The organism is Acinetobacter sp. 24-47-47 (genome assembly GCF_057737035.1).
The window spans coordinates 1,584,701-1,605,989 of record NZ_CM173216.1 but is presented as its reverse complement, the minus strand read 5'-3'; the positions used below and the strand labels follow the sequence as shown (position 1 = coordinate 1,605,989).

15 protein-coding genes are annotated in these 21,289 nt (G+C 37.3%); 6 read left to right on the top strand and 9 right to left on the bottom strand.

The window, feature by feature from the left end:
• Positions 1 to 66: 66 nt before the first annotated feature.
• From catA to AC1M9E_RS07525, 3 genes are all read right to left on the bottom strand, one after another.
• Positions 67 to 987 carry a catechol 1,2-dioxygenase gene (gene catA, locus AC1M9E_RS07535; protein WP_481590937.1) on the bottom strand — a complete coding sequence of 307 codons (921 nt, stop codon included), beginning with the start codon at positions 985 to 987 and terminating at the stop codon, positions 67 to 69.
• A gap of 150 nt (positions 988 to 1,137) precedes the next feature.
• On the bottom strand, positions 1,138 to 1,428 hold the full coding sequence (gene catC / locus AC1M9E_RS07530; protein WP_092766278.1) for a muconolactone Delta-isomerase: 291 nt from the start codon (positions 1,426 to 1,428) through the stop codon (positions 1,138 to 1,140).
• 26 nt (positions 1,429 to 1,454) lie between these two features.
• Positions 1,455 to 2,564 (bottom strand): muconate/chloromuconate family cycloisomerase, encoded by a 1,110-nt coding sequence (locus AC1M9E_RS07525; protein WP_092766279.1) that lies wholly within the window; start codon positions 2,562 to 2,564, stop codon positions 1,455 to 1,457.
• Between the two features lie 114 nt (positions 2,565 to 2,678).
• Between AC1M9E_RS07525 and AC1M9E_RS07520 the strand changes: the two genes are divergently transcribed.
• The 4 genes from AC1M9E_RS07520 to AC1M9E_RS07505 all read left to right on the top strand — a co-directional run bounded on the left by AC1M9E_RS07520 (position 2,679) and on the right by AC1M9E_RS07505 (position 7,762).
• Positions 2,679 to 3,593 (top strand): LysR family transcriptional regulator, encoded by a 915-nt coding sequence (locus tag AC1M9E_RS07520; RefSeq protein ID WP_035270297.1) that lies wholly within the window; start codon positions 2,679 to 2,681, stop codon positions 3,591 to 3,593.
• A gap of 386 nt (positions 3,594 to 3,979) precedes the next feature.
• Positions 3,980 to 5,350 (top strand): MFS transporter, encoded by a 1,371-nt coding sequence (locus tag AC1M9E_RS07515; RefSeq protein WP_035270292.1) that lies wholly within the window; start codon positions 3,980 to 3,982, stop codon positions 5,348 to 5,350.
• An 83-nt stretch (positions 5,351 to 5,433) separates the two neighbouring features.
• The gene (locus AC1M9E_RS07510; protein WP_481608243.1) at positions 5,434 to 6,705 is read left to right on the top strand and encodes a DcaP family trimeric outer membrane transporter; all 1,272 of its coding nucleotides are present in this window, start codon (positions 5,434 to 5,436) and stop codon (positions 6,703 to 6,705) included.
• Between the two features lie 163 nt (positions 6,706 to 6,868).
• A complete protein-coding gene (locus AC1M9E_RS07505) occupies positions 6,869 to 7,762 on the top strand; it encodes a LysR family transcriptional regulator (RefSeq protein ID WP_092766282.1) in 894 nt (297 codons plus the stop codon).
• A 90-nt stretch (positions 7,763 to 7,852) separates the two neighbouring features.
• Here AC1M9E_RS07505 and AC1M9E_RS07500 read toward each other — a convergent pair whose 3' ends face one another.
• Together AC1M9E_RS07500 and AC1M9E_RS07495 are read right to left on the bottom strand one after the other, a co-directional pair.
• The gene (locus AC1M9E_RS07500; RefSeq protein ID WP_180029055.1) at positions 7,853 to 8,614 is read right to left on the bottom strand and encodes a 3-oxoacyl-ACP reductase; all 762 of its coding nucleotides are present in this window, start codon (positions 8,612 to 8,614) and stop codon (positions 7,853 to 7,855) included.
• Positions 8,615 to 8,692: 78 nt separating this feature from the next.
• Positions 8,693 to 9,763: a zinc-binding metallopeptidase family protein gene (locus AC1M9E_RS07495; protein WP_481588080.1), complete on the bottom strand. Its 1,071-nt coding sequence runs from the start codon at positions 9,761 to 9,763 to the stop codon at positions 8,693 to 8,695.
• Between the two features lie 321 nt (positions 9,764 to 10,084).
• Between AC1M9E_RS07495 and AC1M9E_RS07490 the strand changes: the two genes are divergently transcribed.
• Positions 10,085 to 16,474: a BapA/Bap/LapF family large adhesin gene (locus AC1M9E_RS07490; RefSeq protein WP_488224643.1), complete on the top strand. Its 6,390-nt coding sequence runs from the start codon at positions 10,085 to 10,087 to the stop codon at positions 16,472 to 16,474.
• A 77-nt stretch (positions 16,475 to 16,551) separates the two neighbouring features.
• Here AC1M9E_RS07490 and AC1M9E_RS07485 read toward each other — a convergent pair whose 3' ends face one another.
• The 3 genes from AC1M9E_RS07485 to AC1M9E_RS07475 are packed head-to-tail and all read right to left on the bottom strand — an operon-like array spanning position 16,552 to position 19,667.
• Positions 16,552 to 16,749 carry a heavy-metal-associated domain-containing protein gene (locus AC1M9E_RS07485; protein WP_035268662.1) on the bottom strand — a complete coding sequence of 66 codons (198 nt, stop codon included), beginning with the start codon at positions 16,747 to 16,749 and terminating at the stop codon, positions 16,552 to 16,554.
• A gap of 34 nt (positions 16,750 to 16,783) precedes the next feature.
• On the bottom strand, positions 16,784 to 17,179 hold the full coding sequence (cueR, locus tag AC1M9E_RS07480) for a Cu(I)-responsive transcriptional regulator (RefSeq protein ID WP_035268660.1): 396 nt from the start codon (positions 17,177 to 17,179) through the stop codon (positions 16,784 to 16,786).
• Positions 17,180 to 17,201: 22 nt separating this feature from the next.
• Positions 17,202 to 19,667, bottom strand: a complete 2,466-nt coding sequence (locus AC1M9E_RS07475; protein WP_481607321.1) for a heavy metal translocating P-type ATPase — start codon at positions 19,665 to 19,667, stop codon at positions 17,202 to 17,204.
• Positions 19,668 to 19,976: 309 nt separating this feature from the next.
• On the opposite strand from AC1M9E_RS07475, the gene AC1M9E_RS07470 reads away from it, so the two are divergent.
• On the top strand, positions 19,977 to 20,591 hold the full coding sequence (locus AC1M9E_RS07470) for an OmpW/AlkL family protein (protein WP_481607322.1): 615 nt from the start codon (positions 19,977 to 19,979) through the stop codon (positions 20,589 to 20,591).
• A 69-nt stretch (positions 20,592 to 20,660) separates the two neighbouring features.
• Here AC1M9E_RS07470 and AC1M9E_RS07465 read toward each other — a convergent pair whose 3' ends face one another.
• On the bottom strand, positions 20,661 to 21,269 hold the full coding sequence (locus AC1M9E_RS07465; protein WP_035268656.1) for a MarC family protein: 609 nt from the start codon (positions 21,267 to 21,269) through the stop codon (positions 20,661 to 20,663).
• Positions 21,270 to 21,289: the final 20 nt, after the last annotated feature.

Below are 21,289 nucleotides of genomic sequence, written 5' to 3'. Positions count from 1 at the left end.
TCCGACTTTCCAAATTGAGGGGAAGTCATCGGGATAATTGACTTATCCCGATTCCGACTAATTGATTTAAGCTGATGCGCGGCGGCGTTCAACTTCAGTAGAAGGCGCACCTTCAACGTCTTTCACTAATTCAATGTCAAATTGAATATGTTTGAACGCACCTTTTAGACCACGACGCGCAATTTCAGCTTCATCAGTTACATCTACAGCAGTTGCCACTAAGCCATCACGCGTTGCAAATGCAAAGTCATCCCAAAGGTATTCATCACCTTCGATGTTGAACTGCGTAGTTAATTTACGGTAGCCAGGCGCAGTGACGAAGTAATGCACATGTGAAGGGCGGTTACCATGACGACCAAGTTTGTCTAATACAAACTGAGTTGTACCTTCTGGTGGGCAGCCATAACCTACAGGCATTGTGGTTAATGCTGTATATTGACCTTGTGCATCGGTGAAGATCGTACGACGTAAGTTGAAGTCAGATTGAGACTTATCAAAGAACGAGTAGTTACCTAAGCTGTTTGCATGCCAAACTTCAACTTTAGCGCCTTCAATGATGTTACCTTCAGTATCTTTAACGATACCTTCAATAATTAAAGTTGGAATTTTGCCTTCTTCAGAACCATCATCCATACGTGCAAAACCAACTGATTCTGGTGCACCAGCGACATACAATGGACCTTCAATTGTACGTGGAGTACCACCTGTAATACCTGCTTGAGCATCTTTCTCATCTGCACGTAAATCAAGGAAATGCTCAAGACCTAAACCAGCAGCCAAAAGACCTAATTCGTTTGCTTGACCAGCATCAGTAAAGTACTCAAGACCCTTCCAAACTTCAGATTGGCTTAAATCTAAATCTTCAATCGCTTGGAATAAGTCAGATACTAAACGTACAACGATTTGCTGAACACGTTCATCAACAGGACCTGTTGCAGTATCAACGTTCATCTTTTTAACTAAAGCATTAATTTGTTCGCGGTTCATACTATTTCTCCTTAAGTATGCTTGCTGTGTGGTGGCTGACTTCTAATGTGTTTGAGCTCGCTGCCACAATCCTTGTTTAAAATGACGCTAAAAAACCTCTGGATGTATTGATGTCATGGCCTGAATCAATCAAGCCAAGACACTTAAAACTTAACGATCATCTTCACGGATAGAAGATGGGTGGCGATTTAACGCCATTACTTCGATATTCATATATGGATAAAGCGGAAGACCTTGTAAAATTGAATGAAGCTCTTCATTGCTTTCCACATCAAAAATACTGATGTTTGAATACTGACCTGTGATTCGCCAGATATGACGCCACTTGCCTTGTTGCTGTAACTCTTGCGAATACGCCTTTTCAACAGCTTTGATCTCATTCGCTTTTTCAACTGGCATATCCAGTGGGATGTTCACATCCATTCGTACATGAAACAGCATGTCTCACTCCTGATGTATCACGTCGCTTATTTGCGGCGAAGGTTGTCAATCTTGTCTAAATCCAACTCAATACCTAAACCATTGCCTTGAGGCAGATGTAATTCGAAATCACGATATTGAAGCGGGGTCTTTAAAATTTCGTCAGTTAACAGCAATGGACCAAATAATTCAGTGCCATATGCCAAATTCTCAAAGGTCGAGAACAAATGTGCAGAAGCGATGGTGCCAACAGAACCTTCAAGCATCGTGCCACCATACAGATCTACACCAGCGAGGTTTGCAATGGTTGCTACATCACGACCTTCGAGTAGGCCACCAGACTGAGCAACTTTTACAGCAAACACAGAAGCAGCATTACGCTTCGCTAAACGATAAGCTGTACTTGGACCCATCAATGACTCATCCGCCATAATGGCAATATCAAAACGACGAGTTAAACGCTCCATGGCATCAATATTGTCAATCGCACATGGCTGTTCAATTAGATCCACACCGCCATCTTGCAGAAGCTGAATACCTTTGATCGCTTCTAACTCAGACCAAGCACGGTTCACATCGACACGGATAGAAATATCAGCACCTAACGCTTTTTTGATGGTGAGAACATGCTCAACATCTGCTTCTACAGCACGAGAACCAATTTTTAATTTAAAGAAGTTATGACGCTTAGCTTCGATCATCTTTTTCGCTTCAGCGATATCTTTATCTGTATCACCAGAAGCCAACACCCAAAGTACAGGAACGCTGTCACGCAGACGGCCACCTAACACTTCAGACAGCGGCAAACCTAAACGTTGAGCCTGAATATCCAGTAAAGCAGTTTGAATGGCACATTTTGCAAAACGGTTGCCATTAATATTCTTCTTCAACACTTGCATAATTTGAGCAACGTTGAGATCAGTAAAAGTTTTGAGTAGTGGAGCAAAATAAGTATCGATATTGGTTTTGATACTTTCAGGGCTTTCTTCACCATAGCCTAAGCCACCGATGGTGGTTGCTTCGCCCCAACCAATGAAACCATCCGAAGTTTCGATTTTAATGAGGACTAAGGTTTGAGTTTGCATCGTTGCGACCGCCATCTTGTGTGGGCGGATCGTCGGGATTTCAACGAGCAAGGTTTCAACTGATGTAATCATTTCCACTCTACGCATTCTTGCATTGTGTATTTCATGTGGTATACCTTAAAAGAATGCAAAAATAGAGTCGAAGATCATTTTTGCATTTTAATATATTTTAAAGGTATGGAAGTCATGGAGCTTAGACATCTACGATATTTTGTCGCAGTGGTAGAAGAACAAAGTTTTACAAAAGCAGCAGAAAAGTTATTTATTGCGCAGCCACCATTAAGTAGACAAATTCAAAATTTGGAATCAGAGCTTGGCATTGCTTTATTTGAGCGAGGTAGCCGTCCATTAAAAACAACACAAGCCGGTTATTTCTTTTATCAGCACGCAGTGAAATTACTTGCCAATGCTGAAGAAGTTAAGTCTATGACAAAGCGTATAGGTCTAGTTGAACGTACAGTAACAATGGGGTTTGTCGGGTCACTGCTTTATGGGCTGCTTTCTAAAATTGTATATTTATATAGGCAGCAGCAACCCCACTTAAAGATTGAACTTGTTGAAATGACCACGTTAGAACAAGTTAAAGCACTCAAAGAGGGGAAGATTGATGTTGGATTTGGGCGGCTTAGAATTTCAGATCCAGCATTGAAGCGAATTTTGCTTCGTGAAGAGCGCTTAATGATGGCAGTGCATGCGAGTCATCCTTTAAGTTTAAAAAAAGAAGGTGTTTATCTATCTGATATTTCTGATGAAAATATTTTTTTATACCCTAGCCATACAACCCCTAGCTTTGCAACTCAAGTCCAAGCCTTGTTTGCAGAATATAATTTAGAACCTAAAAATATACGTTTGGTGCGAGAAATTCAGCTATCTCTTGGTTTGGTTGCAGCTGGTGAAGGTATTTGTATTGTTCCAGAAAGTGCGAAATCAATTCAGCTATCCCATTTGCTTTACATCCCAATTTTAGATGAAACTGCAGTAAGTCCAGTATTTATGACGATACGTAATCTAGATGAGAGCGAGGACATCATGTCTCTAATAGATTGTATTTACCAAGTGTATGATTTAGAAGCAATTAAGTATGATAGAAATTTAATTTAGATAGGGTCTAATACAATAATTAGACTTAGGTCTAAAGCTATTGGATAAAAAATAGCAATCAAAAATCTTAAATACTCAAAATAACTACGACTTTAGCTTATGCCCCGAAAAGGGGCTTAATTTTTTTTGATAAATTTCAAACAAATAATTTTAACTTTAAAGAAAAAGTAGGTTGCAATAAAAAATTCAAATTAGAAATTCTCAAAGAATTTTTTTTTTAAGTAATTATTCGTATAATTTTTATTCAATCATAATAGAAATAAGCCCTCGAGATTATTTAGACCTTGAAGGTATATATATAGATATATTCGGTTTTGGACATTTTTTCAGCTTTAAGTCAATGTTGCGTCATATTTTTGGAGAGTTTATTTGCAGGAGGCGCAACCTTGGAAGCAAACAAATTAAATATCAATCGTGTGATTGATGATGCTAAGTTCACACCATTTCATTGGGGTGTATTGTTTTGGTGCTTATTGATTATTATCTTTGATGGTTATGATCTTGTCATTTACGGAGTTGCATTACCTTTATTAATGCAGGAATGGGCATTAACTTCAGTACAAGCTGGATTGTTAGCAAGTACAGCTTTATTTGGGATGATGTTCGGTGCTATGTCATTTGGTACATTATCAGATAAGCTTGGTCGTAAAAAAACCATCATGATTTGTGTGGCAATCTTCAGTGGATTTACATTTTTGGGGGCATTTGCATCAAATCCGACTGAATTTGGTATTTTACGCTTTCTTGCTGGTCTGGGTATTGGCGGTGTGATGCCTAACGTTGTTGCTTTAATGACTGAATATGCACCTAAGCGAATTAGAAGTACTTTAGTTGCTCTTATGTTCAGTGGATATGCAATTGGTGGTATGACGTCAGCATTATTAGGTGCTTGGTTAGTTCCACAATATGGCTGGAAAATTATGTTCTATATCGCTGCATTGCCTTTAATCGCATTGCCGTTGATTTGGAAATTCCTACCAGAATCTTTGATGTACCTGACCAACAAAAACCAAACCGAGCAAGTGCGAATTAATGTAAAGAAAATCGCACCTGAAAAAAATATTACTGCTGACACTCAATTTGTATTAGATGAAGTCACAGCAGGTGATGAAGCTCCTTTAAAAGCGTTATTCCAGCAAGGTCGTACCTTTAGTACATTCATGTTTTGGATCGCATTCTTTATGTGTTTACTTATGGTTTATGCTTTAGGAAGCTGGTTGCCAAAACTTATGATTCAAGCGGGTTACTCCCTTGGTGCAAGTATGATCTTCCTATTTGCATTAAATATCGGTGGTATGGTGGGTGCAATTGGTGGTGGATATCTTGCAGATCGTTTCCACATCAAAAAAGTACTTACAATTATGTTCGTGTGCGGTGCACTTGCACTTATCCTTCTCGGCTTTAATAGTCCACAAATCGTGTTGTATACGCTAATTGCAATCGCGGGCGCTGCAACGATTGGCTCACAAATTCTACTTTATACATTCGTCGCACAATATTATCCGTCAACAGTTCGTTCAACTGGTATGGGGTGGGCATCTGGTATTGGTCGAATAGGTGCAATCGTAGGTCCAGTACTCACCGGTGCTTTGTTAACCATGGAACTTCCGCACCAAATGAATTTCTTGGTCATCGCAATTCCTGGTGTGATTGCAGCCTTAGCAATTTTCATGGTGAATCTGAAAAATTCAGTAGATGGTAAAATTGCTCAGGAAGAATCTGTACACTCTTCTAAAGTCGTAGAACAAACTCAGTAAAAATTCTTTATAAATAAGACAGCTGCCAGAAGGTGGCTGTTACTTAGACTTTTAAACCATTTTATAGGATAAGAGAGATTAGGATGATCTTTTCAAACAAACCTTTTACTTTAAGTTTAATCTCATTAGCTGTTTTAACATCTACTGCAGCATACGCGAATAGTCCACAACAGTCTGAAATAGAGCAACTACGTCAAGAAATTGAAGTACTTAAATCAATGATGGAACAACAACAGAAGAATGCTGTTGTACAGACAAAATCGATTGAGACATTAAAAACTGAATCTGTTAAACCCCAACCAAAACTCAATGTTGGTAAAGATACCACTTTTAATTTTTATGGAAATGTTCGTCTAGATGCTTCATATCAAGCTGAAGGTAGTGGGTTAGATCGCCTATATAATAATATTAATAAGGTTCCTTTAACCGGTAATAATGAGGCGAGTGATCAGCTTAAGTCGACTCTATCAGCAACACGTTTAGGTTTGGATATTCATAGTCAAATTAATGATAAAAAAGTTTCAGGTAAAGTTGAAGTCGACTTTTTGGGTGGAGCTGGATTAGATAATCTTCGTATACGTCATGCTTATATGAATTACGATAAATGGTTAATTGGTCAAACTTGGTCTAACTTTGCTGTGCCAGACTATATGCCTGAAACGATTGATGCCTTAGGTTATGTGGGTGGTGCTGTAAAACGTACACCTCAAGTTCGTTATAGTATGAGTTTAGCACCTGCAACAGGCTTGGTCCTTGCAGCAGAAGATCCAAAAGATGGATTATCTAAAATGCGTACACCTGCAGTCACAGCGCGATTGAATCATCAATTAAATGATGATGCTAAACTCAGTTTACGTACTATGGTCAATGAAAAGAAAACAGAAGTTGATGAAGTCGTTGCATGGGGCGTAGGACTTGGTATGCAATATAAATTAGCTCCTTCAACTACACTGAAAGCTGACTACTATCATGTAAAAGGAGATAGTAGTTTTGTTTCATGGACGAATCCTGGTATCAGCCGTAGCTCATCTGGTGAAATTTTAGATGAGAATGAATTTGACTCAATTACCATAGGTCTAACGCAGCAATTTAATCCTCAATGGCGTGGAACTGTTGGTTTTGGTTATATGAATCAAGATGTGACAAATGCTTATCGAGGTGGTGCAGTAAATCTGACAGAGATCAATAAGGAGCTTTGGCAAGGTTGGGTCAATGCATTCTATAGTCCGATCAACCCGATTAGCCTTGGATTGGAATATGTGTATGGTGAGCGTAAAGCTGTAGTATCTGCACCAAATGGTTCTAACACAGGTGAGGATAATCGTGTAAGTGCTGTAGCAATTTATAATTTCTAGATTATTCAAACTTGAATGATGATAAAAAGAGCGATTTTTCGCTCTTTTTTTATGGGATGGTTTTAGAGAATGTCAGAATAGATCCTAGAAAAAATAAAAATATAAAAGTACTATGAGATCTTATTTACTTTACATTTTCATCTACTAGGAGAAGGCGCGTTTCGTGTACGAATTAGATTGCAAATTACTCAGTATTTTTTTTCATGTTTATAAATTTAAAAGTGTCTCAGTTGCTGCTGAGCAATTGCAGATGAGTCAACCTGCTGTAAGTAATATTCTTAATAAAATTCGACAACATTATAACGATCCGCTTTTTTTAAGAATTGGGAATGAAATGATCCCTACGGAATTATCAAAGCAATTATTCCCATTGGTCAGTGAAGCATTAAGTAAAGTTGAAGCGATTAATAATTTTACGATCGATTTTGATGAAGCTATATCAGATCAACAATTCACCTTGGCGATGACTGATGTTTCGCATTTAGTATTACTGCCTAAGATTTCCCAATATCTAAAAGCAAAAGCATCTCATGTCAGATTAAATGTGCGTCCAATAACTTCTGAAACAAGTTATCAAATGGCAAATGGTGAAATTGATCTTGCATTAGGATTTCTGCCTCATTTGGAAAATGGCTTTTATCAACAAAAACTATTCGAGCAATATTATGTTGTAATTGCAGCAAAAGATCACCCTCGTTTAACGGGAGATTCAATCAGCAAAGAGCAGTATTTGGCAGAATCACACATTGATATTGATGCGGGAATGGGGCATTATCATATTGAAAATGAGCTGTTAAACCTTGAACTTAAAAGAAATATTTTAATGCGATTACCAAGTTATCTTGGTGTTGGTCTTGTTGTTCAAGAAACTGATGCGATTGCTACAGTGCCTTACTATCTAAGTGAAGTTTTATTATCACGAGGCAATTTAAAAATCTTTGATGCACCTATTGCTTTCCCGACATATGGTGTTAAACAATACTGGCATATGTCCTGTCATCATAAGACCAGCCATCAATGGCTTAGACATATGTTTCATGAAATCCTTGTAAAATAACACTCATAAATACTCTATGAGCAAGCGATTGGGGTTATATAGGTAGGCTATTCCTTAAATAAAAAATAGCCTAAGCTCTAAGCATCGATATTAATTTTTAACTAAACCGCCATCCACTATTAAATTTTGACCAGTGACAGCTTTGGAGTACGGTGACAAAAACATTAAAATGGCTGAAGCAAACTCATCAGGAGTGACTACTTTACGCAAGGGGGTAGCGGAAGCAATATAATCAAAAACTTCCTGTGGCGTGCTTTTACTTGCATCAGTTTGTTGAAGTAATCCACCAGACAACATATTGACATTAATTCCAAACTCACCTAATTCATGAGCACATGTTCTCGTCAATGCGAGAAGGGCAGATTTTGCAGTAGTATAGTCATGATATGGCACAACAGGATTTTGCACCAAGTTTGTTCCTATATTCACAATTCGACCGAATCGATTAGCTTTCATGTCGGCTAAAGCGGCTTGAGTGGTATTAAGGGCAGCTTTGACAGCACCCTCAAACTGAGTGTGCATATCATTCCATTGTATTTGTGAAATATTTGGTCTTGCATCCCCGTTAAATTTAAATCTAACGAGTGCATTATTCACAATTGAATGAATAGCTTCACCAAAATGCAGTTTGGCAGCGTTAAACATTTCTGAAACTTGATCTGCATCAGTAATATCCGCTTGATAACTAAAAACTTGATCAGGATGTGAAAGTTTTAATGTCTTAGCGGACTCATGACTACTATGATAATTGACAACGACACGAGCGCCTTCGCTCAATAATGCCTTGGTAATAGCCAAGCCAAGGCCTCGTGCCCCACCTGTAACGAGTACAATCTGTTCGTTTATTTTCATTTACACACAATCAATAAGACTTGGTGAAGATTGTATTTAAATAATAAGTAACTTCAACCTTTGATAAAGCAAAAATATTTATTTTTGAAATGAAATTTCTAATAGTTTGTGATGAATAAATCTGAGCTTGTCTAAGACTTTATCTGATAGCGTAAATGGGTATGCATCATCTAAACCCATACTGCGATTAAGTGCATTTAAGTTAAAAGTGATGGTTAACCAGTTTTGTAAAACAGTTTCAAAGTTTTTAGCACCAATCGGATTTTCTTCGATCGTCATACTTGGGAGATCAGCACGTTTAGATTGAACACTCAGACCCGCATAGTATGCTGTTTCTAAGGTATCCATCATATGTAAATAATGTGCCCAAGTCTCAGCCCAATCTTCCCATGGGTGAGCACTCGCATAGGAACTAATAAAATTTTTCTGCCAGTCTATGGGTGGACCTTCGTGATAATGTCGCTTTAAAGCCTCAGCATAATCTTGTCGTTCATCTCCAAACATTACTCTGAACGCATCAATCAGATCTGGTCGAAGCTGTTGAATGAGATCGAAATAGTAATGCCCGCTTTCGTGGCGAAAATGACCGAGTAGGGTTCGATAGTTTTCACCCATTTTTATTCGGGTTGTTTCGCGGTATACGACGTCTGCTTCGCTTGCATTTAATGTAATTGTACCTTGAGCATGACCAGTTAAAACAGGAAGATCTGGTTCGGGCATCAAAAAATTAAATCTAAGTCCAAATTGATCATGATCATTTTTTTTTGGTCTCGGCATGATATTTAGTTGTTGCATCATATAAAGGAAACGACGCTTCGCATGCTCTAATCTGCTCCAATAGATGGTGTGATCAGGATTATTTAAATTTGGAATAATAGAGGTTAGTTTGCAAGAGTCACAGTAAATATCAGAACTTTCTGCAGGAATCATCCAATTGCATACATGATGATGCAAATAATTAAAACAGGGTTTATAGAGTTTACTTTTGAATTTGGGATTAATAGATTTCCACAATTGACTAGTATGTTTATGGAAACTTCCCATTTCTCTTTCTTCTACAACATATCCTAAATTAATTCCACAATGAGTACATGTAGAATTCATAAAAAAGATTTGCCGATTGCACTGCGCGCAAGAAAAATATTTCATAAAAATTATTCATTTTTTTGAGATTATACCATTGCTTTTTTCAAAAAAAAATTTGTGTTTCTGATATTAAATAATGAAAATTAAAAGCAAGAAAAATGATGAACAATAAGTAATCAACGTATTGAATTTGTAAATAGCAGTATAATTAAGATCATTTAGTTACTGTATAAAATAAAATCAATTTTATTAAAAAATAGTGTGATGCAAATCACAATATATTGAAATATATGATTTTTAATCTAAAAAAATCTTGATTAGAAAACTAAATGATCGTTTAATGCTATCAAGTAAAATTTCTTTAAATCTATGGGTATTTTGTATATGCAAACTCAGATTATCTCAAAAAAAACCTTGAATAATACGATCACTTCAGAAAGCAATATAATTAAAATTGTTGAAGACTCAGTTGTAATGATCGACGTGGCTCCTGAAGATGTTCAAGAGCTGATTGTGAATGATAATCAGGTCATTATTAAACTTAATAATGGGGAAACAATAACCCTAGAAAACTTCAATTATGAAACATCTGATTTAGTTTTCCGTAACCAAAATAGTGAGATGTTTGTTCTTGATTTCAAAAATGTAGAATACAACCCTTTAGAAAGCATAGAAGCGTTACTAGAAGGTGGTGCTGGAACTGGCGCTACAATCTTAAATAATTGGTTAGCTGGTGGTGCACTTGCACTAGGTGCAGTTGGAGTTGGCGTTGCTGTATTTGATGCTGCTAATGGATCAAGTGACACAAAACAACCTTCCAAAGATCTCAGCAAATTAGTTGATGCAATCAATGATGCTAAAAATTCATTAAATCAATTGGATGGTGATGAAAAACAGCGAGTTGAAAATGCTATTAATGATGCAGAAGCTGTTTTAAAAGACCCAGAATCAAGTCAAGAATTACTTGACCAGACGGCTGATGATTTAATTTCTATTGTTGAAGATGCTTTAAAAGATCAAGAAGCTAAAGATGCTGCTAAATTAGAAGAAGCAATTAATAATCTTGAAGCTGATTTGGAAAATGCAAAGGATAAGTTGGAAAATGAAGATCCAAATGATCCATATACTGATGAAACTAGATCAGAATTAGAAAAAGAAATTGAAGAAGCTCAAAAGCTTGTAGATGACTTTAATAATAATATTGGTGACAAGCCAAGCATTGATGATGTAAATAATGCTCGTGATGAACTAAATAATGCTGTGGATAATCTTACTAATTTAGATTTTTCAGCAGCAACACAAGCGGTTCAAACTGCAGAAGCTAAGCATGATGAATTGGTAGAGGCAATTGCTGCTAAAAATGGTGTAATCAGTCCAGCAACGCAAGCTCAATTACAAGCGATCAAAGATCAATTAGATGCGTTGAAAGGTACAGCACAAGGCTTGGTTGATGCATTACCTGCATCAGCAGCTAAAGATGATCTAGATGCTCGTTTAGATGCTCTAGATACAGTTGTACCAGCAGTGAACGATACAGATAGCAATGGTATTGCTGATGATGTTGATGCCGCGATTGCAGCAGCAACACAAGCGGTTCAAACTGCAGAAGCTAAGCATGATGAATTGGTAGAGGCAATTGCTGCTAAAAATGGTGTGATCAGTCCAGCAACGCAAGTTCAATTACAAGCGATCAAAGATCAATTAGATGCGTTGAAAGGTACAGCTCAAGGCTTGGTTGATGCATTACCTGCATCAGCAGCTAAAGATAGCTTAGATGCTCGTTTAGATGCTCTAGATACAGCTTTACCAGTAATTAATGATTTAAATGGTGATGGTGTTGTTGATGCTGCCGAAGCTGCGATTGCAGCAGCAACACAAGCGGTTCAAACTGCAGAAGCTAAGCATGATGAATTGGTAGAGGCAATTGATGCTAAAAATGGTGTAATCAGTCCAGCAACGCAAGCTCAATTACAAGCGATCAAAGATCAATTAGATGCGTTGAAAGATACAGCACAAGGCTTGGTTGATGCATTACCTGCATCAGCAGCTAAAGATAGCTTAGATGCTCGTTTAGATGCTCTAGATACAGTTGTACCAGCAGTGAACGATACAGATAGCAATGGTATTGCTGATGATGTTGATGCCGCGATTGCAGCAGCAACACAAGCGGTTCAAACTGCAGAAGCTAAGCATGATGAATTGGTAGAGGCAATTGCTGCTAAAAATGGTGTGATCAGTCCAGCAACGCAAGTTCAATTACAAGCGATCAAAGATCAATTAGATGCGTTGAAAGGTACAGCTCAAGGCTTGGTTGATGCATTACCTGCATCAGCAGCTAAAGATGATCTAGATGCTCGTTTAGATGCTCTAGATACAGTTGTACCAGCAGTGAACGATACAGATAGCAATGGTATTGCTGATGATGTTGATGCCGCGATTGCAGCAGCAACACAAGCGGTTCAAACTGCAGAAGCTAAGCATGATGAATTGGTAGAGGCAATTGCTGCTAAAAATGGTGTAATCAGTCCAGCAACGCAAGCTCAATTACAAGCGATCAAAGATCAATTAGATGCGTTGAAAGGTACAGCACAAGGCTTGGTTGATGCATTACCTGCATCAGCAGCTAAAGATGATCTAGATGCTCGTTTAGATGCTCTAGATACAGTTGTACCAGCAGTGAACGATACAGATAGCAATGGTATTGCTGATGATGTTGATGCCGCGATTGCAGCAGCAACACAAGCGGTTCAAACTGCAGAAGCTAAGCATGATGAATTGGTAGAGGCAATTGCTGCTAAAAATGGTGTGATCAGTCCAGCAACGCAAGTTCAATTACAAGCGATCAAAGATCAATTAGATGCGTTGAAAGGTACAGCTCAAGGCTTGGTTGATGCATTACCTGCATCAGCAGCTAAAGATAGCTTAGATGCTCGTTTAGATGCTCTAGATACAGTTGTACCAGCAGTGAACGATACAGATAGCAATGGTATTGCTGATGATGTTGATGCCGCGATTGCAGCAGCAACACAAGCGGTTCAAACTGCAGAAGCTAAGCATGATGAATTGGTAGAGGCAATTGCTGCTAAAAATGGTGTGATCAGTCCAGCAACGCAAGTTCAATTACAAGCGATCAAAGATCAATTAGATGCGTTGAAAGGTACAGCTCAAGGCTTGGTTGATGCATTACCTGCATCAGCAGCTAAAGATAGCTTAGATGCTCGTTTAGATGCTCTAGATACAGTTGTACCAGCAGTGAACGATACAGATAGCAATGGTATTGCTGATGATGTTGATGCCGCGATTGCAGCAGCAACACAAGCGGTTCAAACTGCAGAAGCTAAGCATGATGAATTGGTAGAGGCAATTGCTGCTAAAAATGGTGTAATCAGTCCAGCAACGCAAGCTCAATTACAAGCGATCAAAGATCAATTAGATGCATTGAAAGGTACAGCACAAGGATTGGTAGATGCATTACCTGAATCAGCAGCTAAAGATGATCTAGATGCTCGTTTAGATGCTTTAGATACAGCTGTGCCAGTAGTTAATGATTTAAATGATGATGGTATTATTGATGCTGCGGAAGCTGCGATTGCAGCAGCAACACAAGCGGTTCAAACTGCAGAAGCTAAGCATGATGAATTGGTAGAGGCAATTGCTGCTAAAAATGGTGTGATCAGTCCAGCAACGCAAGTTCAATTACAAGCGATCAAAGATCAATTAGATGCGTTGAAAGGTACAGCTCAAGGCTTGGTTGATGCATTACCTGCATCAGCAGCTAAAGATAGCTTAGATGCTCGTTTAGATGCTCTAGATACAGTTGTACCAGCAGTGAACGATACAGATAGCAATGGTATTGCTGATGATGTTGATGCTGCGATTGCAGCAGCAACACAAGCGGTTCAAACTGCAGAAGCTAAGCATGATGAATTGGTAGAGGCAATTGCAGCTGAAAATGGTGTAATCAGCCCAACAACTCAAGCTGAATTACAAGCGATCAAAGAAGAATTGAATGCGTTGAAAGGTACAGCACAAGGCTTGGTTGATGCATTACCTGCATCAGCAGCTAAAGATGATCTAGATGCTCGTTTAGATGCTCTGGATACAGCAGTACCGGCAGTGAACGATTTAGATAACAATGGTATTGTCGATGATCTTCAAGAAATAGTACTTCCAGCGGATAACTCAGTTAATTTCATTCCTGAAGTGATTAACCCGACTACTAAATTACCTTCAGCAGAACAACAACTTGAAGATAAAACTGCATTTGCGGTAGCAAGTGTTGGCTTGGGTGCAGTGCTCGAAGCTAATGTTTTAACAGAAGTTCTTCAAAATTCATTAACAGTAGATGTTGCTGATGGGACAGTTCGCAACTTAACATTGAAATCACAATCAGGTGGTGTTTCGATCGTCTCGATGTACGATCTTAAAATTTATCAATTTGATGAAGAAACTGGTCAATACAAAGAGTACATGACTGAGAAACAATGGTTGAAAGCTTATTTACTGGCTGGTGTTTCTGAAGAATTGAACGTGAGCCTTCCTGAAGGTAAATATATTGTATTCTTAACACCTTCTGTTGGGGTAACAGTATTAAGTGGTTATACATTGAAGGTATTGAATGACATTATTCTGGATTATAATGAAGTTGTGTCAGTCGATGGCGAAGCAACTGGTAATGTAATCACAGATGCAGATGCTGTTGATGGTCAGGATGTACTGCCAACTGGTACGATTGTAGAGTCAGTTATGGCTGGTTCTAATGCAGCAATTACGTTGAATAGTAATTCTGAAACCGCGATCGAAGGTAAATTTGGTACGTTATTTATTAATCAAGACGGAAGCTATCGTTACGAGATTAATGAAGACTTTAAAGGCCCATTCGGGCAAGTAGATGAGTTTACCTATTACGTTAAAACAGAACTAGGTAATACAGCTTCTGCGAAGCTCAATATATCGATTGATAATAAAGTTGTTGAGGTAAAACAATCAGAAATCAACGACACTGTTATCATCAATCCACTTCCTGAGATTAAAGATATCACTGGTGAAGTGCCTAAATTAACAAATGTCAAAGTTCTAGATGTAAGTTTGTTAGATCCAGTTATTAAAGCTGGTGCAGTTGATTTATCTTCGTTCATGAATTTCACAGTGAATGAAAATAATGTTCGTGAAATGACTTTCCAAGGCGATGGCGGCGGTGTAAGTTTAACTTCATACTCTTTATTTATTTATAAATTCAACGCTGATACCAATGAATATGTCCAAGTTCACAGCATAAATAACTGGTACACAGTAATTTTAGGTGGTAAATCTGATGAAGTTACACTTAAATTTACAGAGGGTGACTATTATGCAGTGACTGTTCCAACAGGACTTAATGTGCTTGGTGGATCTGGTCTATATGTAAATAAAGACACACTTTATGATTATTCGACTGTTAAAACAGACAATGATTTTGTCGGTCAAACCTCAGGTCAGATTGAATTATCTAATGGTTCAGAAATCATTATTGCTGGTAATACTCAACTTGTTGAAGAATCAGAACTTCAAGGTGTCTATGGTAAATTAATTCTCAATAAGGATGGAACTTACCAATACTTCGTAAATAAACCTAGTGAAGGCACAAGCTTACCATATGGTGAAATCGAGACATTTACTTATGTCATTAAAGATCAGAATGGAAATAGTTCACTAGAAACGTTAACGATTAAAATTGATTTAGCTGTTGCGCAAGATGATTTTGAAGAATCTGAAATTGTAATGCAAAATAAATCAGAAACTATTGTGAATGATACAATTTTAGATATTGGTCTGGCTCAACGCACTATCGATGCTAAATTTGCAATAGCTGAAAACTCAGTCAGTACAGTTGCAATTTCTTTTGAAAGTACTCTATCTCTAACTTCATCACGAAGTATTAGTTACACAGTGAAAAATGCAGATGGCACAGTAGTTAAGACTGGTGAGTTAAATGCTGTTACTGGAAAAGTATTACAGTTAAATGATCTTCCCGCTGGTGTATATACTGTACAAGCTAATCTTGTTAATCCTGGCCTTGCTTATTTCGAGGACTCTACAATCACGTTTAATACAACTTACTTGAATGAATTTACTCCAGTTGCTTTAGATCCAGTTATTGGAAACGTTTCCAATAATGATGAAGGTTTAAATTCTATTAGTTCTTATACTATTAATGGATTAACGACGTCGACTTATAGTGGTAATCCTAGTGTAACTGTCGAAGGTAAATTTGGTACTCTTGTTTTCAATAATGATGGTAGCTATACGTATACACCATCAGGAAAAGGATTTGGTAAAGAAGAATTTAGCTATACTGTTTCGACAGTTGGTGGAACGACTTCAACAGCTACTTTAAGCTTTGATGTAAACAAATCATTTACAAGTTCGAAATTTAATGACGCATTCACTGGAAGTGATATCGCGGATAAATTAATCTTCAACTTACTTGATGAAGCCGATGCAACGGGTGGAAATGGTTTTGATACGTGGTCAGATTTCGAAGCAGGTGTCGATGTAATTGATGTATCTCAACTATTTGTTGATGCTAATACTTCAACTACATTCTCAACAGATTCGACTGATCAAGTTGCGGATATCTTAAGTAAATATATCACTGTTAAAGATTCTGTAATTTCAATCGATCGCGATGGTGAAGGTACACAATTTGAACCTACTCAATTGTTGAATATTGGTCCTCAAAATGCAGATCTGACGTTGGAGCAGTTACTTCAAAACGGTCAAATCATTTATTAATTCTTTAAAAATACGCATACTACGGTATGCGTTTTATCAAAAAAGGCGAAACAATATTTCGCCTTTTTTATGTCAATTTAATCTTTTAATTCAGGAGGGAAACCATCTTCAGTCAAAACTTCAGCGATTTTTTCAAAGCTATATGTTGTACGAATATCTGCAATTTTGTTGGCAACATCTACATTGACGCTTGCATTAGGATCAAGTGACAATACAGATGCAGTGACACCTTTAGCACAACCCGAACAACTAATATTTTCAATAAATAATTTCATAATAACCTCTTGCGTTAGTTAACATCTATCACTGTCACGATTGAATATGTTCAATTTTATTCAGAATACTGCAGTTTGAAGTCGAATCATTAGAGCACATCTGACTCGCAGCCTTTAATTTTAAAATCATTGATTGCATCGAATGAATTTGTTCTGTCAAAAAGTGGATATGTTGATCTGTAATTTTTTTCACATCAGCACTTTTTCTGTCAGGATTTTTCCAAAGCTCAACTAAACTTTTGATTTGATCGATCGAAAAACCAAGATCTTTAGCATGTTTAATAAAACTTAAAGTCGAAAGGTCTTGCTCTGTGTAAACACGATAACCGCTAGCGCTTCTGATCGGAACAGAAATGAGATCGATTTTTTCGTAATATCGAATCATTTTAGCAGTTAAGCCTGAACGTCGTGCTAATTCGCCAATATTCATTATCTTTCCTTTGTTTAAGCGTCTAATTTAGTTTCAAAGTTTTGAGTCTTAAAGCATTCGCTAATACAAATATCGAAGAAAGTGCCATTCCGATCGCAGCTAAAACAGGTGAGAGCAGGATACCAGTCAATGGATAAAGGATACCTGCAGCAATCGGAATCAAACAAATATTGTATAGAAAAGCCCAGAACAGATTTTGATGAATATTTCTAATGGTCATTTCGCTTAATTTGATGGCTTTAGATAAGTTATTTAAATTTGATGACATTAAAATAAGGTCAGCCGTTTCAATGGCGACATCTGTACCTGAACCTATCGCAATACCGACTTGAGCTTGAGCAAGTGCTGGAGCATCATTAATCCCATCACCAACAAAAGCAACATTTCCATATCGCGTTTGAAGGGTCTCAACGATGTTTAACTTTTCATGTGGTTTGACCTGTGCATAAACTGCATTGATATTAAGTTGATTCGCCACATATTGCGCTGCATTTTGATGATCGCCAGTAATCAAAGCAATGTGCTTGTCGTTCTTTTTAAGTTGAGTCATTACCTCGTAGGTTTCAGGTCTTAATTGATCCGTGATTAAAATAATTGATGCAAGCTCACCATCGATGGAGACCGCGATGGGTGTTTGAGCTTCATCTAGTAATCTTTGATGGTGAGAGAGTGCATGAGAAAGCTTTGTATTTTCTCGAGTAATAAATTCTACAGATCCAATTTTAATATCCTGACCATTCAATTGTGCTTGAATGCCCAATCCTGAAATACTCTTAAACTCAGAAATTTCGATCATCTTTATATGATGATCGGATGCATATTGAACAATCGCTTTAGCAATTGGGTGCTCGGAATGATATTCAACGGATGCAACAGTTTGTAGAATCTGCTGAAGTGTAAATGGTGCGAAAATCTCGATATGACTAATCGCAGGTCGACCTATTGTTAGTGTTCCAGTTTTATCAAATGCAAATGTTGAAATATCTCGAAGTTTTTGAAGTGAAGTCGCATTTTTAAATAAAATTCCGTGTTCAGCAGCACGTCCCGTCGCAACCATTATTGACATCGGGGTTGCAAGACCCATCGCACAAGGGCATGCAATAATCAAAACAGAAACGGCGTTAATCAAAGCATAGCTCAGATTAGGTTCAGGTCCAATCACCAGCCACGCGATGAAAGTAATCATCGAAATCAAGAGGATAACTGGAACAAACCATAAGGTGACTTTATCGACTAAAGATTGTATGGGGAGCTTTTGTGTCTGAGCATTTTCAACCAACTGAATAATTGAAGATAAAATGCTACTTTCAGAAGAATGTTTGGTTTCAATGACAAGAAATCCATTTTGATTGAGGGTTCCACCAACAACTTCTGAACCCATCAATTTGTGGATTGGAAAAGATTCTCCACTGATCATTGACTCATCTACAAAGCCTTCACCTGAAATAACCACGCCATCTACAGGAATTTTTTCACCAGGCCGAACTTCAACCTGCATACCGATTGTAATTTTATCAATCGATATATCTTTAGTCTGGAGGTCAGATACTCTAACTCGCGCTGTTTTAGGTTGTAAGCCAATCAGATGTTGAATCGCTGCAGAAGTTCGACCTTTAGCTCGTGCTTCTAGATATTTGCCTAACAAAATAAATGTAATAATGAGTGTTGCAGGCTCGTAATAGACATGTACTGACTGTTGTGGCAATAAACTTGGAAAGAACGTAGCAACAATAGAATATAAATAGGCAGCTCCTGATCCTAAACTCACCAAAGAATTCATGTCAGGATGTAAATTTATCAGTGACTTGATACCTTGTGTGAAAAAATGCCGTCCAGGTATAAAAATAACTAAAGTCGCAAGAATAAATTGGAATAACCAACTCTGATTCTGACTGATGTAAGTACCTATAAAATGATGAAATGAAGGCAAGAGGTGCGAGCCCATTTCAATGATAAATATAGGTAAACTGAGTACAAGTGCGATAATAAAATGCTTGAGAATTTTTTTTGATTCAAGTTCGCGATTTGGAAGTGCTGTGATCGTTTGCTGTTCAAGTACAGCTTCAAACCCTGATCTTTCAATACGCTCAATAACTTGATCAACAGGAACTGGATAAAGTAGATCAATGCTTGCTATCTCAGTTGCCAAACTTACTTGTGCTGCTAATACACCTGGTATTTTTAGTAAAGAACGTTCAACTCGGCTCACACATGCAGCACAAGTCATGCCTAAAATTTTTAATTTTATTGTTGCCCATTTTTTAATTTTAAAACCTGTTTTATTTACGGCTTGAATGATTTGTTGATCTGTTACGTCTGTTGTTAACTCAATTTGAGCTATTTCAGCGGCGAGGTTCACACTGGCATCTTGAATACCATCGACTTTTTTTAATGAGTTTTCAACACGGCTTACACAAGCAGCACAGGTCATTCCTTCAATTTTGATTTGAATAGATTTAGTTGAAGTAGATGACATACTTAACTCCATATGCTGATTGAAATAAGGTCACGATCATTCTAAACCTTCCCATTGTGGTAAGGTCAATAAGATTTGTTTCTTGTTTCATCAATACTGATTGGAATCCAAATTAGGCGTATGTTCTTTACTCACTTAAATTAAAAACAATATTCCAAAAATCCATTTAAATTGAATAAATTTTCTTAAATAAAAAATCATCAAAACAAATCAGAATAAAAAATAACCAACAAAAAGAATTATCGATATGATCTAAAGCATTCAATTTAATTGATTAACAATCTTCAAAATTTCAGATATTTATAAAAAATGGGTAATGATATGAATGATAAATTAAGTTTTGGTTTATTCGCGATTTTATTGAGTACCATGGCATTAAGTTCTAATGCGCACAGCGCAGATTATAAATGGAAGATAAGAGGTGCGATTAGCAATATTGATCCCACATCTTCTCCAGGTAGTATTTTTAATCAAACAGCACCCGTCACAATAGATGATGCTTGGGGAGTCACTGGCACGATCTCTTATTTTTATACACCAAATATTGCATTTGATGTATTAGTCGGTTTGCCACCAGAGCATAAAATTAATGTTGCTGGTAATGAAGTTGCAAAAACAAAACATTTACCTCCAATTTTTAGTGTGCAATATCACTTCTTACCCAATGAAAAGTTACAACCTTATGTGGGTCTGGGCTTAAATTACACCTATTTTTTTAATGACCGATTATATAGTGGTGATAAGTTCGATCTCTCAGATTCTTTTGGTTGGGCTGGTCAAATAGGCGTAGATTACCAATTTAACCCTCAATGGAGTGTTGGTGCTGATATCCGATATGCGGATATCAAAACTGATGTAAAAGTAAATGGAGAAAAGGTAGGAAGTGTGGACGTAGATCCAACGGTGTATAGTTTAAATATCGGATATAGATTCTAAATATTAGGGTTTAAAAAAAGGAGTCAATGATAAGACTCCTTTTTTATAAATATCAACAACAACCTTCCATTAGCCATTGATGATCCCAGTAACACCAGTCACGATCATATCAATGGCAATCGTACCGATAAGCAATGCAGCAACACGACCCACGATATCTACATATAAGTCGATATAATTAGAATATTTATGCTGTAAATTATCATGCAAATATTTCATTAATATCAAAAGACTACAGGTTAAGAATAAGGTCATAAAGATGACTGTGATCGTCTGCCATAAACTTAATTGAATGCCAGTGATTACAGATGCAGAGATTGTTCCTGGACCGATCATAAAAGGCATGGCGATCGTACCAGCCAAATGGTTTGGTGCTCCACGCATGACCCCAATCGTATCAGCACCTTCAAATACATAACGATAACCAATCACCAAGAAAATGATTCCACCAAAAATTTGGAAAGATTCAAATCGTGCATGAAGTACATCATTAAAAAAAGCTTCACCTGTTTTAGCAAAAATGACAAAAACCACAAAGCTAATCAAACTACCTTGGATCAGGGCCATATTAAAAACTTTTGCATCTGAATTTCGAATAATCCCAAGCATATAAATGCTCATTAAAAAGGGATTAAGCAACGAAAAAAATAGAGCAAAGGCGTTTAGACTTTCTGACATGGTCATTTTCCTTGTTTAGA

Coding starts and splice junctions, on each gene's coding strand:
- AC1M9E_RS07475 (WP_481607321.1), bottom strand. CDS start 19,667: ATGGAGTTAAGTATGTCATCTACTTCAACTAAATCTATTCAAATCAAA.
- cueR (WP_035268660.1), bottom strand. CDS start 17,179: ATGAATATTGGCGAATTAGCACGACGTTCAGGCTTAACTGCTAAAATG.
- AC1M9E_RS07500 (WP_180029055.1), bottom strand. CDS start 8,614: ATGAAAATAAACGAACAGATTGTACTCGTTACAGGTGGGGCACGAGGC.
- AC1M9E_RS07495 (WP_481588080.1), bottom strand. CDS start 9,763: ATGAAATATTTTTCTTGCGCGCAGTGCAATCGGCAAATCTTTTTTATG.
- AC1M9E_RS07520 (WP_035270297.1), top strand. CDS start 2,679: ATGGAGCTTAGACATCTACGATATTTTGTCGCAGTGGTAGAAGAACAA.
- AC1M9E_RS07525 (WP_092766279.1), bottom strand. CDS start 2,564: ATGATTACATCAGTTGAAACCTTGCTCGTTGAAATCCCGACGATCCGC.
- catC (WP_092766278.1), bottom strand. CDS start 1,428: ATGCTGTTTCATGTACGAATGGATGTGAACATCCCACTGGATATGCCA.
- AC1M9E_RS07465 (WP_035268656.1), bottom strand. CDS start 21,269: ATGTCAGAAAGTCTAAACGCCTTTGCTCTATTTTTTTCGTTGCTTAAT.
- AC1M9E_RS07470 (WP_481607322.1), top strand. CDS start 19,977: ATGAATGATAAATTAAGTTTTGGTTTATTCGCGATTTTATTGAGTACC.
- AC1M9E_RS07510 (WP_481608243.1), top strand. CDS start 5,434: ATGATCTTTTCAAACAAACCTTTTACTTTAAGTTTAATCTCATTAGCT.
- catA (WP_481590937.1), bottom strand. CDS start 987: ATGAACCGCGAACAAATTAATGCTTTAGTTAAAAAGATGAACGTTGAT.
- AC1M9E_RS07485 (WP_035268662.1), bottom strand. CDS start 16,749: ATGAAATTATTTATTGAAAATATTAGTTGTTCGGGTTGTGCTAAAGGT.
- AC1M9E_RS07490 (WP_488224643.1), top strand. CDS start 10,085: ATGCAAACTCAGATTATCTCAAAAAAAACCTTGAATAATACGATCACT.